Genomic DNA, 13,188 nt, shown 5'->3' on the forward strand with positions numbered 1-13,188 from the left:
TTACGGAGGTACGGCATGAGCATGGAAGTTACCGCGTGGATGTCCCTGCACCGCGCGATGAACGCACAGGACGAACGGCCACTGTCGAGAGCCACGGTGAAGCGCATCGCCGGGTTCGCGCGACCACACCGCTCCCTGATCATCAGGTTCCTGATGTTGAGCGTGGTGACGGCGGTCCTCACGGTGGCGGCGCCGGTTCTCGCCGCTCGGGTGGTCGACGCGATCGTCGACGGAGCCGATCCCAGCGTCGTCATCCGTCTGGCGGTGCTGATCGCCCTGATCGCGCTGGCCGAAGCCGGCCTGGGTCTGGTGACGCGCTACCTGTCCGCGAGCATCGGCGAGGGGCTGATCGTCCAGCTCCGGACCGCCGTCTTCGACCACGTCCAGCGCATGCCGGTGGCGTTCTTCACCCGTACGCGCACCGGTGCGCTGGTCAGCCGGTTGAACAACGACGTGATCGGAGCGCAGCGGGCCTTCAGTGACACGCTGTCGAGCGTCGTCGGCAACATCGTCACGCTGATCCTGACCTTGGCCGTGATGCTCAGCTTCTCGTGGCAGATCACGCTGTTGGCGCTCGTACTGCTGCCCATCTTCATCGTGCCGGCGCGGCGGATGGGGTCGAAGCTCGCACGGTTGCAGCGCGAGGCGGCAGAACACAACGCGGCGATGAGCACCCGGATGACCGAGCGCTTCTCGGCACCCGGGGCGACCCTGGTGAAGCTGTACGGGCGCCCGGCCCAGGAGTCCGCCGAGTTCGCGGCGCGGGCACGGCGGGTACGCGACATCGGCATCCGCGCCGCCATGCTCCAGTGGGTGTTCATCACCGCCCTCACCGTGGTCGGCTCGCTGGCGCTCGCGCTGGTCTACGGGCTGGGCGGCCTGTACGCCCTCCGGGGCAGCCTCGACGCCGGCGCCGTGGTCGCGCTGGCGCTGCTCCTGTCCCGCCTCTACGCGCCGCTGACGTCGCTGGCCAGCGCCCGGGTCGAGGTGATGAGCGCGCTCGTGAGCTTCGAGCGGGTGTTCGAGGTCCTCGACCTCAAGCCCCTGATCCTCGACAAGTCCGACGCCCGGCCGCTCCCCGACGGGCCGGTGGCGGTGGAGTTCGAGGACGTCCGGTTCGGCTACCCGGCCGCCGACAAGGTGTCGCTCGCCTCGCTGGAGGATGTGGCGAAGCTCGACGCGCGCGGCGGCGAAGAGGTGCTGCACGGAGTGTCGTTCCGCGCCGAAGCGGGCCAGATGGTCGCCCTCGTCGGCTCCTCCGGCGCGGGCAAGTCGACGATCGCCCAGCTCGTCCCCCGCCTCTACGACGTCGAGGACGGCACGGTGAAGCTCGCCGACGTCGACGTACGCGACCTGGCGGCCGACTCGATCCGTACGGCGCTCGGTGTGGTGACCCAGGACGGGCACCTGTTCCACGACAGCATCCGCGCCAACCTGGAGTTCGCTCGCCCGGACGCGACCGAGGAGGAGATGTGGGACGTCCTCCGCCGGGCCCGACTCGACAGCCTGATCAGGTCACTCCCGGACGGCCTCGACACCGTCGTCGGTGAACGTGGTTACCGCCTGTCGGGTGGCGAACGGCAGCGACTCACCATCGCGCGGCTGCTCCTGGCGCGGCCCCGCGTGGTCATCCTCGACGAGGCCACCGCGCATCTCGACTCCACGTCGGAGGCTGCGGTCCAGGAGGCGCTCGCCGAAGCCCTGACCGGCCGGACGAGCGTGGTCATCGCGCACCGACTGTCGACGATCCGGGCGGCCGACCAGATCCTCGTCGTCGAGGACGGTCGGATCGTCGAACGCGGGCGACACGCCGATCTGCTCGCGGCCGGCGGCCGGTACCAGGAGCTGTACCGCACCCAGTTCGATCAGGACGAGCCGGCCGACCAGGGTGAGCCCGTGGCGGTCGCCTGACCGCGACGAGAACGGCCCCGGAGCGCGTTTCCGCTCATGGGGCCGTTCTCGTGCCTACTACTGGCTCAGTGGCGGGGCCGGTAGCTCTGCGGCAGACGCATGCCCCGGTCGGCCATGATCTGCCGGACCCGGTTCGGGTAGTTGGTGATGATGCCGTCGACACCCATGTCCATGAGCGCCGAGACGGTGGCCGGGTCGTCGCAGGTCCACGGGATGACCTTCAGGCCGCGGGCGTGCGCCTCGGCCACCATGGTCTTGTCGGGGTAGAAGCGGAAGTTCGGGTCGCTGATCGTGCCGTTCTGCGGGAAGCCGTAGTTCGGCGAGAGGGCCGTGACACCCCGGATGGCGGCGGCGGCCTTCACGAAGTCACCGTCGTAGTCGTCCGCGTCGATGCCGCCGAGCCACGGGGAGGCGCCGGGCTTGCCGACCTGGAGGAAGTCGTAGTTCGTCAGGGCGACCAGCGGCCACTTCGGCGCGAGCCGGTGCATCTCCTTCAGCGCACCCCAGTCGAACGACTGGATGGTGACCTGCTTCTCGATGCCGGAACGGCGGATCTCCTCGAAGACCCGTCGGACGAACAGCTCGCGGGGGGCGGTCTGCTCGGGCGCTCCCGCCTCGACCTTGGTCTCGATGTTGAGCTTGAGGTCCTTGGCGCGGTAGCTCTTGACCAGGCCGAGGACGTCCTTCAGCTCGACCATCCGGAAGCCCTTGATCTGTTCCTGCTCGGGGAACCCAGGGAGCTGCTGGAAGCCGCAGTCCATGGTCTTGATCTGGGCGAGCGTCAGGTCCTTGATGTACTTGCCGACGTACGGGTACATCGGGTCACCGAGCGTGACCGGCGAGGTGTCCACGCACTTCTGCGCGCTGATCTGGCGGTCGTGGTTGACGACGACCTTCTGGTCCTTGGTGATCTGGGTGTCCAGCTCCAGCGTGGTGACCCCGAGGCGCATCGCCTTGGCGAAGCCCTGGAGCGACTCCTCGGTGGTCATGCCGATGCCACCGCGGTGCGCTTGCAGGTCGAAGTTCGCCTTGTGCGGGCGCAGCGCGCTGGCGTTGTCGGCGGGTGCCGCCTGCGCGGCTACCGGCGCCGCGAGCGCGGGCACAACAACCAGGCCCGCCAGGAGGTGGCGCAGGGACAGACGTGGGGACATGAGTCGGGTACCTCAGCTCTTGGGGTGCGTTTGCCCTGGTGAGGCTAGGCAGGCGGGCGCCCCGGGCGATGTCCTCGCCACAAGCTGTCGGTGAACGTTCGCCGAACCCGCGGCACAGCGGGTCGCGCCTCAGGCCTGCCAGACCGGGGACGCGGCGGCCAGCGCGGCGGCCTGGTAGGGCGTCCGCGGCGAGTTCTCGACGATGACCTCGACCGGCCATTTCAGTTGCAGCGAGACCCACAGCTCCGCCATCACGCCCGAGTACGTCGCGAGTTCGTCCGTACCCTCGGCCACCTGAAACACGTACGACCACGCGGCCCCGTCGGGTGCCCCGTCGAGGGGTGCCCGCCAGGCGCGGTGGAGGCTGCGGCCGTGCCGGAGCGGGGCGGCGGCGGACAGGAGGGTGTCGGCCCGGGTCGGGTCGGGGGCGTGCGCGGGGCCGGTCGGGCTGAACCGGTACGGGGGTGGCGGCACCTCGGCGATGACCGGCACCTCGGCCAGGTCGGGGCCGTCGGGGTCGCCGAGGAAGGACCGCATCAGGGCCTGTTCCTCGAGGGTGATGCCGACGCCCTGGTACGCCAGGTTGAGCAGGAGCGCGGTGTCGCCGAGGTCGAGCTCGCCCGCCGCGTAGTTCTCCCGCACGGTGCCGAGGACGTCGTCGGACAGCCGGCCCGCGAGCCGCCTGCACACCTCGGCGGCCGCGGCGTAGGTCTTCGCATCCATGGTGTTCATTTCTTCTTGTACTCGCCGAGATCGGTCTTCGTGACGTTGCCCTGGTCGTCCTGGACCACCCGGATGATCCGGCCGCCCTTCGGGCCCTCCCAGGTCCAACTGCCGTCGCCGCCGGCAGCGGGATTACTGTAACGGGGCGGGACGGCGTTCGGGATTCCCTGCGGAGCGGGGTTCGGCGCCGGGGGGTTGCTGATGACGCCCGGGTTGGACTTGTCCGGGGGGTACGCGGTGCGGATCTCGCCGTCGGCGAGCACGGTCGTCTTGACCTCAACCCCGTCGACCACGCCCGTGTAGTCGTACGCCCACGCCGGGTTGCCGTTGACGTCCTTGGTCAGGTACGGCCCCTTCGAGGGCGGGCCCTGCTGCGTCACCTGGTGCGCGGCGTCGAGGATCTTCGTCTCATCCCAGCTCTTCGGAAACTCCGTCTTGTTGGAGAAGCCGGTGCCCGCGAGGTGGCCGCCCTGCCGGCCGCCGTCGCCTTCGATGATGTGCTTCCTCGACGCGTCGCTGTGGTGGACGCCACCCGCCGTCGGCGGTTGGGTCGGCGCGGGAGGCGGAGTGGGCTTCGCCGGCTTCGAACTGGTCGAGCCCGGGCCGGCGACGCCGGGAGGGTGCCCCTGCTTCGATGCCTGGCCGGTGGCCTGCTGCGCGCTGGAGATGCCCTTGCCCGCGTTGATGCCGCCGTAGCTCTTCGGGGGTTTGCCGGTGCCACCGCCACCACCGCCACCGCCACCGCCGGGGGGCTTTCCGGGCTTCGCCATGGACGCCCTATCCGTTCACGATGCGGGTGAGGTTGGTCAGGCTGGTGATCAGGGCACCGACGTACATGAGGATGCGGCCGGCCCACTTGACGACGGCCGCCGCGATCTGCGCGGCGACCACCGGGATCGTGACGACGAAGATGGCCTCGACCGCCCAGACGATCACCCGCGCCACGAGGTCGGCGATGAGGTCGCGCACGATGTCGCGGGTGAAGGCCACCAGGTTGCCGGCGCCCTCGGTGGCCGCCGCCATCGCGGCGGAGACCGCGCCGAGGCCGCCGAGGGCCTCGACGTTGTGGTCCATCAGACCGTGGTACGCCATCGCGGCCTGCCCCCACCACTGGGGCAGGTCGCCGTCGAGGCGTGCGCGCAGGTCAGCGGCCATGCTGTGCAGTTCGGTGGCCATGTTGTTCCAGGTGGCGGCATGCGAGGCGACCACATCGGGCATCCCCGTGAGATCGTCGAGGATCTCCCGCAGCGGCTCGAAGTATTCCATCGCCCAACCCAGACCGTTGGCCAGCAGCGCGCTGAACGGATCCATCACGCTCGCCGCTACGTCGAGCCCGAAAGCGGCACCCGCCAACAGGTCGTCGACCCAGCCCTCACTCCTGATCGCGTCGACCAGACTCTCGACGCTGTCGGCGAGGGAGGCGCCGGTCCAGACCTCACGCGTCGAGTTCACGTCGGCGACGAGCGAACCGTCGGTCATCGCGCCGTCCTCACGGGGTCAACTGGTTCCCCACCCCGTGCAGCAGGGTGGCGTTGTCGTCGTCGACCGCGTCGTAACCGTCGGCGGTCTGACGCAGGCCCGTGGCGGCCAGCCTCAGGTTCTCCTCCACCTCGGCGAACAGCTCGTCCTGTCGGGTGTGCTTGCCCTCCAGGACCGCCGAGATCCAGCCGCACAGCATCCCGTACGCCGAATCGTCCTGCGAGATGTGCGCGCTGGCGGCCTTCACCGCCGCGAAGCGCTCCGCCAGCGCCTCGATGTTGTGCGCGTGGGTGCGGATCTCCTCCGCCTCGACCGCGAACCCGTCGTCCATCGGGCTCACCGCCAGCTTCGAGAGTCGTCGCCGGTCTCCGCGCCCGGGTCCGGACCGCGCAGCTGCTGCCCGACGCGCTCGGCGATCTCGCGTGCCGCCGCCGACTCGGTCCCCACGGTCTCCGCGATGATCTCCTGTGAGCGGTCGGCCAACTCCTCCTTGGCCGCACGGATCGTGGCCATGATCGTCCTGGCGACCACATCCGGGGCGAGTCGCTGGGTCTGCTGGCCCAGCCGCAGATCCACCAGCGCCCCAGCGGAATCGATCGTGACCTCGACCAGCCTGTTGCCGTCGGACGCGGTCACCCGCAGGTGCTCGAGACGGTCGCTCATGGCCTTGGTGTCGGCTGCCAGCTTGCCGATCCGGCCCTGCCACGCCGAGAGTCGCTCCCTGGCGCTGTCCGGATCCAGCAGTCCACCACCATCGCCCGCAAGGCCGGCGCTCATGTTCCCCCCGCCATGATCATCAGTGGCGGAGTCTAACAAGCATCCGCGATCGAGGGAGTCCCGTGGCGAGCACCGCGGTGAACCCTCATCCGACGCCAAGCCCGTTGTCCGGTGCGGCTCGTACCCTTGCGAGGGTGACTTCCGACGCGCTGCGCCGCGCCCTCACCGTGCCCGGTGACCCGCCGCTGCGGCCCCTCCCCGACCAGGTCGTTGCCCTGCTGGAAACACTTCAGGCGCCGCCGCGCCTGGCCGCACACCTGCGGGCCGTCCACGACGTCGCCGCGCAGCTCACGGACGCGTTGACGGACCGCTTCCCGCAGCTCCCGGTCAACCGCGCGGCGGTGCTCTTCGGCGCCGCCACCCACGACATGGGCAAGGTCGTGCACCCGGAGGAGTTGTCCGGCCCCGGCTCCGCCCACGAGCCCGCCGGCTACGAACTGCTGCTACGGCACGGTGTCGCCGCGTCGCTGGCCCGCTACGCGCGCACCCACGCCTCCTGGCAGGAAGCCGGGATCGAGGTCGACGACCTGCTGGTCAGCCTGGCGGACAAGATCTGGAAGGGGAAGCGGGTCACCGACCTGGAGCAGTTGCTCGTCGACCGACTGGCCGACGTCACCGGTCGCGAGCCGTGGTCGGTGTTCCTGGACCTGGACGACATCCTCGACCGGATCGGCGCCGACGCCGACCGCCGGCTCGCGTTCCAAGCCACCCATCCGGTGCAGGGTCATCCTGTCGTCTGACGTGGCACCGCCGTGCGGTGCGGCGCCTCATCGGCATTCCACTGCCCGCGCGGGCGGTGGGACGCGGCAACCGCAGCCGCCAGGCAGAACACGGCAGCGGCGATGAGCGGTGGACGGCCACCGAGCTGGACGGCCACCGCACCCAGGGGGATCGCCAGCGTGATCGGCCCGAACATCACGGAGTTGGCCGTCGCGGCGACCCGGCCGAGCAGCGCCGTCGGCGTGTGCGTCTGCACGGCGGTCACCGCTGCGACCAGCGTCCAGGGCAGGCCGATGCCGGCGACCACCGCACCGACGACCGCGGCCGGCCACCACGGCAGGCAACGCGCGAGGCAGCCGACGGCGAACAGCACCGTCCCGGCGACACCGACCCCGACGGGGCCGCGCCGCGTGAGGAGCCGGCCCACGATCAGACCGCCAGCGATGGAGCCGGCGCCCTGGGCACTGCCCAGCACCCCGAGGAACGTCGTCGGCAGGCCCAGATCCGTGGTGACGACCGCATAGACCGCCGCGGTCGAGAAGCCGGACATGGCAATCGCGGCGGCGGCGAGCGCGACCGGTACGCGCGTCGCCCGTTGCCCGGACAGGACGGCGAGCCCGGCCCGCAGGCCACGCTGCTGCCGTGTCGGCTGCTCCGGTGGCGTCCGGTTCAGGCGCACCGCCGCGTAGAGGACGGCGACCAGCACCGGCATGGCCGCGCTGAGCACGGCGACCGCGTGGCCGCCCTGCCAGGCGTACAGGCCAGCGCCGGCCAGTGGGGCGACGAGCTTCATGCCCTCCTGCGCGCTCGATCGCCACCCGTTGACGTCACCGAGGTCCGCCGGTGGCAGCGCGGACGGCAGCAGCGCCGTCTCGCCCGCGTCGATCAGCACGTAGCTGAGACCGTAGGTAGCCGAGACGGCGAAGAGGAGCCACGTCTGCTCGGGCCCGCGGACCGCGAAGAGAGCCAGGAGTACGGCTGCCAGCAGGAGATTGACGACGATGACCAGCGGCCGTCGGGGTGCCCGGTCGAGCAGTCCGCCCAGCCAGGGGCCGACGAGCACCGGGGCGTACACGCAGAGACCGGCGAGGGCCGCGAGGCTGGTGGACCCGGTGAGATCCAGGATCCAGATGCCGGCGACCAACGACATGGCGCTGCTGCCGGAGCCCGACAGCAGTGAGATCGCCACGAACAGGCCGGCATTGCGGCGCATGAGCCCTCCAGATTGATCCGGGAAGACTCATATCCTCATTCTTGAGCCTGCGCGGAGCAACGCTGGTTCGGCCTGTCAACGGTCCGTTGACAGCGCGGCTGCCATATCCGCCGCGGCAGCTCGCACCGGGGCGGGCAGCCCCTCACCAGCGTCGGTGAGATCAGCGATGAGGTGCAGTGCCAACGCGTACAACGAGCCCGGAGCGGCGTCCAGGGCGACCTCCACGGTGCTCCGGACGAGCGCCGCCCGCCGAAAACGCGCGTCCCACCGCCGATCCGTCTCGATCCACCGCCGCAGGTCGGCCACTGCGGCGCGGAGTGCCGCGATCCGCGGTGCGTAGCCGAGATCGAGATGCTGCCGCCGCGACCACCGCGCGGTCACGAGGCGTTGGCGGCGCTGCTCCGCGGCCTGGCGGCTGCCGAAGCCCAGCGCCTGCGCGATCTGCGCCCACGTGGCGCCGGAGTGCCGCGCCCGGTCGATGAGCTCCAACTCCTGCTCGTCCAACCGAGCGCGGGTAGCGCGCACGTCGGCCAACTGAGCCAGCTCAGACGTCACACGTCAACGTTACATTGACGCCAGACCCTGGCGGGATGCTTGCCGGACTGGTGATCGACACGAGATCGCAAGTCCTCCGTCGGCGATGGCTCTGCGGTGCGCCACGGTCGCCCTGACCAGCAGCGTCGGCCGGGTCACAGGTCGGCGACGGTCAGCCAGTCGGCGGCGCGTGCTCGATAGCCGTACCGGTGCAATCCGTGCACGATGGCCGGTACGTGGGCCGCGCCATAGACCACGGCGACCTCGATGTCCTCCCCGCAACGCTCCTCATGGAGACGGGTGAGGGCAGCCAGGAGACGGTCGTCGCGTTCGCCGCCGAAGGCGGCCTCCAGCTTCGGCGACCAGTCAGCGAGGTCTTCCTCCTCGGGAGAGGGCAAGTCGTTCTGCTCCATCGACCGTGACCAGATCATCCGGGTACCGCCAAAGAGGCGGGCGCCGACGACGACGGGGAGTGCGCACCACATCATCAGCCGCGTCGCCAGCGGCACACGCCGCCAGCCGGCTGCGAACTCGTCCAGGCTGACGTCGGGGCGTACCACCGGGACGCCCAACGCCGCATAGTCGATGTCCTGCTTGACCAGCTTCACCCGCCGGTTGAACGTGAGCACCGTGTAGCTGAGCGTCAGCGCGCCGACCAGCACCGAGCTCTTCCCTTGACCGTCACCCACGCCCTCGACCACGACCATGTCGGCCCGCTTGAGCCGGGTGGTCACCGCGGCATAGAATTCAGGCTTCGCCATGTGGATCATCGGATACAGCACGAACTGCAGCGCCGTCTCACGGCGCCGCAGGCGGATAACCGCCGACCGGACTCCGAAATCGGTCACCTCGATGATCTGCACGGCACCTGCTCCTCGCGCAACTGGACCACAGCCGCCATTGTTGCAATGGGTGTCCAATGCGGACCGCCTGATGAATCGCCTCCGCTGGCGCCAAGCCGAAAATGCCCGGCTGAGGCGGGGTAACATGCCGCGTGCAGGAAACGAGACCGGCCGCAGCCAATACCGCAGCAGGTTGTCTGTTCGGGCTGGCGTACGGCGACGCGCTGGGCAAGCCGACCGAGTTCCTGACGACCGCCGAGATCCAGAATCGGTACGGGCCCGACGGCCCGCGTGAGTTGACCGGGGTTCCCGCACTGGTCACCGACGACACCCAGATGGCGCTCGCCGTGGGTCACGCCCTGTTGGACGCGCGGGAGCCCTCCCCGGAGGCGCTGGAAGCGCTGCTGCGGGAGCGGTTCGTGCAGTGGGCCACGAGCCCAGACAACAACCGGGCTCCGGGCATGACGTGCCTGCGAGCCTGCGGCGAGCTCTCGCTCGGCGTGCCCTGGACCCAGGCCACGGTCACCGGTTCGAAGGGGTGCGGTGCGAACATGCGGGTCGCGCCCGTGGGGCTGGTGCCCGACTACGACCTCGACGTACTCGCTGGGGTGGCGCAACTCCAGGCGGCCATGACCCACGGGCACCCGACCGCGCTCGCGGCCTCGGAGCTGACCGCGTACGCCGTCCGGATGCTGCGCGACGGCGCCGAAGTGGCGGCGCTGCCCGGCCTGCTCCGCGCCCGCTCGCACGAGCAGCGCACGGTCTATCGACTGTCGTGGTTGGACGATCTCTGGCAGCAGCCCGGCATCGAGACCCCGGCCGACTACGTCAGCCGGGGCTGGGACGAGTGCCTGGGCGTCCTGGACCGTCTCGACCTCGCCCTGAGCATGGCCGACGACGGCGGGGACGCCTGCCGGGTCACCGGGGCCGGCTGGATCGCCGAGGAGGCCCTGGCCACCGGGCTGCTCTGCGCCATCTGGCATGCCGATGACCCGGTGACGGCGTTGGCCCGCGCGGCCTCCACGTCCGGGGATTCCGACTCCATCGCGTGCCTGGCGGGGGCGTTCCTCGGCGCCTCGCTGGGCATGGCGGCCTGGCCGGCGCACTGGCAGGATCAGATCGAGTACGCCGACCAGCTCACCGCCATGGGCCACGCCTGGGACTAGTCAGCCACGGTGATCCGGGTTGCCGATCGGTCGACGTCCGCACATGTCGATGTCGGTGCACTCGCCTCGGCTCAGCAAGCCGGGGTCATCCAGTGCTGTCTTGTGCTCGATGGCCCGATGCTGTGCCGCCTACTGCTTGGGGAGGAAGGCGGACCCCCGACGTGACAGGGGGTGGATCTGATCGTCACGTTCGCGCGGCAGCGGTTCCCGGAGCGCCAAAAATCTGATCCACGCCGTTGCTGTCGTCGCAGAGGTGAACGAAGCCAACTCGCTCGTAGAGCCAGCGCGCCGTGCTACCCCGGTCGATGGCAAGCCGGAAAGGCCTCGCGTCGCGGTGGGCGTCCATGACGTACCGGAGTACCTGACTGCCTATGCCCCGACCCTGAATCGCAGGATCAAGATAGAAGTGCTCTATCCATTGCGCATCGACCTCGGGCCGCACGGCGATGACACCCACCGGCTCCTCGTCGACCTCGATGATGTCGGTGTTGGCAGGAACGTAGGTGTCCAGGAACCGGCGGCGAGCCCACTCCTTATCCCACAGTCCCAGGCGTTCCAGGTCTGGGCGCATGGCGCGCGCCTTGAGGTCAGCAAGCCATTCCGCGTCCGCAGACAGCGCTGGACGAAGCCTCCATGCTCTATCCATGGAGCAAGTATGTCGCGCCCGCGTTCAGCGTCCGCATCTGCGGCGAATCGGGCGTCGCGGCAGGAGACTGAGGAACGGCTACGACCAGCGAGTTCTCGCCGAGGAGTAGGCACTGCACCACGTCAGGCGAACGGTCGGGCGTGAACATCCGACATGGATCCTGGACGGCGCAAGCCTTCGCTGGGGTGGGCAGGCGGGCCGTCCGGGCCCGTCTGGTCTGCGGTTTCGGATGCCTCCGCCCCTGTCAGCGGTGGGCGAAGACGAACCCGCCCTCGACGTTCGGCGCCGGCCGGTGGGTCATCTCGGCCTCGACGGTGAAGCCGGCGGCCTGCAGCCAGGCCGCGACCCGGTGCGGCGGGCGGCGGTGTACGTAGACGTGCATCGGGTGACCGCCGTAGCCCTCGGTCTTCAGTCGACTGCCGTCGCCGGCGTGGAACCCGAGCAGCACGACTCCACCGGGCCGCAGTACCCGGTGGAATTCGGACAGGACTCTCGGTACCTCGTCGTCGGGAACGTGGATCAGGGAGAACCAGGCGAGTAGGCCGGTCAGACAACCGTCGGGCAGGTCGAGGCGAGTCATGGAGCCCACCTCGAAACGCAGGGCGGGATGGTCCCGCCGGGCTACCTCGATCATCGCCGGTGACAGGTCGACACCGAACGCGTCCAGGCCGAGGCCGTTTAGATAGCCGGTGAGCCGGCCCGGGCCGCAGCCGATGTCGGCGACCGCCCCGTTGCCCTGGGCCCGCACCAGTTCGGCGAAGAGCGCAAGGATGCCCCGCTGGAACGGTTCGCCGGCGAGAGCGTCACGCAACAGCTCGGCGTAACTGGCCGCCACCGTGTCGTAGGAGGCCCGGGTGTCGTCGAGCCAACCGGTAACGGCCATGCGCTGCACGATAGCGCCGACCCGGCCAACGGCATCGGCCGGGCCGACATCGTGACCGGCCTGCGTGAGTCAGACCTTAAGGGCCACGCTGCGCGACTTCGGGGTCCCCTTGGTCCTACCCGGCCCCTATGATCGCCGGCCATGACGCGCACCACGCCGCCGCGACCGGTGGACATCACCGCACTCTTCCCAGAACTGCGCGACCATTCGACGACGGCCACCCGGCTGCATCCCCGACCCGGCAAGCCCACGACCGCCGACAGTTCGGTCGGCGGCCCGCTACTCTGGCCGGCCGACGAGCCCTGGCCGGTCTGCCTGGACGGCGACGCCCACGACGCCGACCAACTCAGCACACCAGCGACCGTCCGCCGCAGCCGGGAGATCTACGCGGCGGCACAGCTTCGGGCGGACACGACCGGCGCCTACGAGTTGACGGCCGAAGAGCGGGCCGTGGTGCCCGACTACGACTTCTCCGAGCCGGACGAATTGCTCGACCAACCGATCCCGCTGATCCCGGTCGCCCAGCTGCATCGTCGGGACGTTCCCGACTTCGCCGGCCCGGACGGCACCGACCTGCTCCAGGTGCTCTGGTGCCCGCTCGATCACTCCGAGGAGGGCTACAACCCACGGGTACGGCTGTACTGGCGACGCAGCGCCGACGTGGTCGACCCGCTGACCACGGCCCCCGAGCCACCCGTGGTCAGCGACTCCTACCTGCCGGTGCCCTGCGTCGTGCACCCGGAGCAGGTCCGCGAGTACCAGTACGGCGCTCTGCTGCCCGAGGATCTGAACGCTCGGATCACCGCGTGGAGGAAGGAGACCGGGCACAGCTACCAGCGCGACCTGTCGCTCGCGCCGGGCTGGAAGGTGGGCGGCTACGCGAACTGGTCGCTGACCGACCCGCACCCGATGGACTGCGCCGAGTGCGGCACAGCGATGACGCTGCTGTTCACCGCCGCCTCGACCGAGCGACACGGGCCGGACAGCAGTTGGCGGCCGGTGGAGGAGGAGCCGGCAAGCACATCGCTCACACCCACCGCCGTCGAGATCGGCCGGGGCTATGCCCTGTACGTCTTCCGCTGCCCGGTCTCCTTCGACCACCCGGCCGCCACCGCCATGCAGTGACCGCCCGTACCCGTCGAC

General features: G+C 70.1%; 15 protein-coding genes. 4 read left to right on the forward strand and 11 right to left on the reverse strand.

Translation table 11 applies throughout. From position 1 onward, the window contains the following. Positions 1-15 precede the first annotated feature (15 nt). Positions 16-1,911: an ABC transporter ATP-binding protein gene (locus tag V6V47_RS00185; RefSeq protein WP_334625832.1), complete on the forward strand. Its 1,896-nt coding sequence runs from the start codon at positions 16-18 to the stop codon at positions 1,909-1,911. Between the two features lie 65 nt (positions 1,912-1,976). Here the strand turns inward: V6V47_RS00185 and V6V47_RS00190 are convergent, their stop codons facing one another. The 6 genes from V6V47_RS00190 to V6V47_RS00215 all read right to left on the reverse strand — a co-directional run bounded on the left by V6V47_RS00190 (position 1,977) and on the right by V6V47_RS00215 (position 6,041). Further along, positions 1,977-3,062, reverse strand: coding sequence for a glycerophosphodiester phosphodiesterase family protein (locus tag V6V47_RS00190; protein ID WP_334625833.1), 1,086 nt, complete (start codon positions 3,060-3,062; stop codon positions 1,977-1,979). Positions 3,063-3,191: 129 nt separating this feature from the next. Then, entirely contained in the window at positions 3,192-3,785 is a 594-nt protein-coding gene (locus tag V6V47_RS00195; RefSeq protein ID WP_334625834.1) for a hypothetical protein, read from the reverse strand. 5 nt (positions 3,786-3,790) lie between these two features. Then, a complete protein-coding gene (locus tag V6V47_RS00200; protein ID WP_334625835.1) occupies positions 3,791-4,555 on the reverse strand; it encodes an EndoU domain-containing protein in 765 nt (254 codons plus the stop codon). A gap of 7 nt (positions 4,556-4,562) precedes the next feature. Further along, positions 4,563-5,264, reverse strand: coding sequence for a WXG100 family type VII secretion target (locus V6V47_RS00205; RefSeq protein WP_334625836.1), 702 nt, complete (start codon positions 5,262-5,264; stop codon positions 4,563-4,565). 10 nt (positions 5,265-5,274) lie between these two features. Further along, positions 5,275-5,595 (reverse strand): type VII secretion target, encoded by a 321-nt coding sequence (locus V6V47_RS00210; protein ID WP_334625837.1) that lies wholly within the window; start codon positions 5,593-5,595, stop codon positions 5,275-5,277. 5 nt (positions 5,596-5,600) lie between these two features. Continuing rightward, positions 5,601-6,041 (reverse strand): YbaB/EbfC family nucleoid-associated protein, encoded by a 441-nt coding sequence (locus tag V6V47_RS00215; RefSeq protein WP_334625838.1) that lies wholly within the window; start codon positions 6,039-6,041, stop codon positions 5,601-5,603. Positions 6,042-6,175: 134 nt separating this feature from the next. On the opposite strand from V6V47_RS00215, the gene V6V47_RS00220 reads away from it, so the two are divergent. After that, positions 6,176-6,781 carry an HD domain-containing protein gene (locus tag V6V47_RS00220; RefSeq protein WP_334625839.1) on the forward strand — a complete coding sequence of 202 codons (606 nt, stop codon included), beginning with the start codon at positions 6,176-6,178 and terminating at the stop codon, positions 6,779-6,781. Here V6V47_RS00220 and V6V47_RS00225 read toward each other — a convergent pair. From V6V47_RS00225 to V6V47_RS00235, 3 genes are all read right to left on the reverse strand, one after another. Beyond that, positions 6,766-7,974, reverse strand: coding sequence for an MFS transporter (locus V6V47_RS00225; protein WP_334625840.1), 1,209 nt, complete (start codon positions 7,972-7,974; stop codon positions 6,766-6,768). The two genes, V6V47_RS00220 and V6V47_RS00225, sit on opposite strands and share 16 nt — an antisense overlap. A gap of 75 nt (positions 7,975-8,049) precedes the next feature. Then, a complete protein-coding gene (locus tag V6V47_RS00230) occupies positions 8,050-8,529 on the reverse strand; it encodes a hypothetical protein (RefSeq protein ID WP_334625841.1) in 480 nt (159 codons plus the stop codon). Between the two features lie 134 nt (positions 8,530-8,663). Beyond that, on the reverse strand, positions 8,664-9,371 hold the full coding sequence (locus V6V47_RS00235; protein WP_334625842.1) for a hypothetical protein: 708 nt from the start codon (positions 9,369-9,371) through the stop codon (positions 8,664-8,666). A 131-nt stretch (positions 9,372-9,502) separates the two neighbouring features. Between V6V47_RS00235 and V6V47_RS00240 the strand changes: the two genes are divergently transcribed. After that, a complete protein-coding gene (locus V6V47_RS00240) occupies positions 9,503-10,516 on the forward strand; it encodes an ADP-ribosylglycohydrolase family protein (RefSeq protein WP_334625843.1) in 1,014 nt (337 codons plus the stop codon). A 184-nt stretch (positions 10,517-10,700) separates the two neighbouring features. Here the strand turns inward: V6V47_RS00240 and V6V47_RS00245 are convergent, their stop codons facing one another. Together V6V47_RS00245 and V6V47_RS00250 are read right to left on the reverse strand one after the other, a co-directional pair. After that, positions 10,701-11,087, reverse strand: coding sequence for a GNAT family N-acetyltransferase (locus V6V47_RS00245; RefSeq protein ID WP_334625844.1), 387 nt, complete (start codon positions 11,085-11,087; stop codon positions 10,701-10,703). Between the two features lie 319 nt (positions 11,088-11,406). Next, a complete protein-coding gene (locus V6V47_RS00250; protein ID WP_334625845.1) occupies positions 11,407-12,045 on the reverse strand; it encodes a class I SAM-dependent DNA methyltransferase in 639 nt (212 codons plus the stop codon). Between the two features lie 141 nt (positions 12,046-12,186). On the opposite strand from V6V47_RS00250, the gene V6V47_RS00255 reads away from it, so the two are divergent. Further along, positions 12,187-13,170, forward strand: a complete 984-nt coding sequence (locus V6V47_RS00255; RefSeq protein ID WP_334625846.1) for a hypothetical protein — start codon at positions 12,187-12,189, stop codon at positions 13,168-13,170. Positions 13,171-13,188: the final 18 nt, after the last annotated feature.

Origin of the sequence: Micromonospora sp. CPCC 205539, from assembly GCF_036906815.1 — a bacterium.
Taxonomy (GTDB): domain Bacteria; phylum Actinomycetota; class Actinomycetes; order Mycobacteriales; family Micromonosporaceae; genus Micromonospora.